1 rRNA gene is annotated in these 1,213 nt (G+C 51.7%); it reads left to right on the top strand.

What is annotated here, in order from left to right:
- Positions 1 to 24 precede the first annotated feature (24 nt).
- Positions 25 to 1,213: ribosomal RNA gene (locus tag GC098_RS00005) — 23S ribosomal RNA — on the top strand; the annotation flags it as partial.

Here is a 1,213-nt window from a genome sequence, read left to right as displayed (position 1 = left end):
CAAAAATCTTTAAAGTTTTTTCTAGGTTAAGCTAGAAAGAGCACACGGAGGATGCCTAGGCACTAGGAGCCGAAGAAGGACGTGGCGAACGACGAAATGCCTCGGGGAGCCGTAAGCAGGCTTTGATCCGGGGATGTCCGAATGGGGGAACCCAGCTGTGGTAATGCGCAGTTACCATGTAGTGAATACATAGCTGCATTGGAGGCATACCCAGGGAACTGAAACATCTAAGTACCTGGAGGAAAAGAAAACAAAAGTGATTCCGTCAGTAGCGGCGAGCGAAAGCGGAATAGCCCAAACCAAGGAGCTTGCTCCTTGGGGTTGTAGGACCTCGTTGTGGGGTTAGTTCGGTAGGCGAAGTGATCTGGAAAGGTCCGGCATAGAAGGTAAAAGCCCTGTAGCCAAAATCGAACGAAATCCCTAGAGGTATCCTGAGTACGGCGGGTCACGTGAAACCCCGTCGGAATCCGGCAGGACCATCTGCCAAGGCTAAATACTCCCTAGTGACCGATAGTGAAGCAGTACCGTGAGGGAAAGGTGAAAAGCACCGCGGAAGCGGAGTGAAAAAGAACCTGAAACCGTGTGCTTACAAAAAGTCAGAGCCCTCTATATGGGTGATGGCGTGCCTTTTGTAGAATGAACCGGCGAGTTACGTTCCCGTGCGAGGTTAAGTTGAAAAGACGGAGCCGCAGCGAAAGCGAGTCTGAATAGGGCGCTTTAGTACGTGGACGTAGACCCGAAACCGTGTGATCTACCCCTGTCCAGGGTGAAGGTGAGGTAACACTCACTGGAGGCCCGAACCCACGCATGTTGAAAAATGCGGGGATGAGGTGGGGGTAGCGGAGAAATTCCAATCGAACTCGGAGATAGCTGGTTCTCCCCGAAATAGCTTTAGGGCTAGCCTCGGATGTTGAGTTGTGGAGGTAAAGCACTGATTGGGTGCGGGGCCCGCCAAGGGTTACCAAGTCCAGTCAAACTCTGAATGCCACAAACTTAAATCCGGGAGTCAGACAGTGAGTGCTAAGATCCATTGTCAAAAGGGAAACAGCCCAGACCATCAGCTAAGGTCCCCAAGTGTGTGTTAAGTGGGAAAGGATGTGGAGTTGCACAGACAACCAGGATGTTGGCTTAGAAGCAGCCACCATTGAAAGAGTGCGTAATAGCTCACTGGTCGAGTGACTCTGCGCCGAAAATGTAACGGGGCTAAACACGC

Origin of the sequence: Paenibacillus phytorum (assembly GCF_013141715.1) — a bacterium.
In the GTDB taxonomy this organism is placed as follows: Bacteria; Bacillota; Bacilli; order Paenibacillales; family NBRC-103111; genus Paenibacillus_E; species Paenibacillus_E phytorum.
Note: the sequence above shows the minus strand (reverse complement) of the source record. Positions and strands in the feature narration are given on the sequence as shown.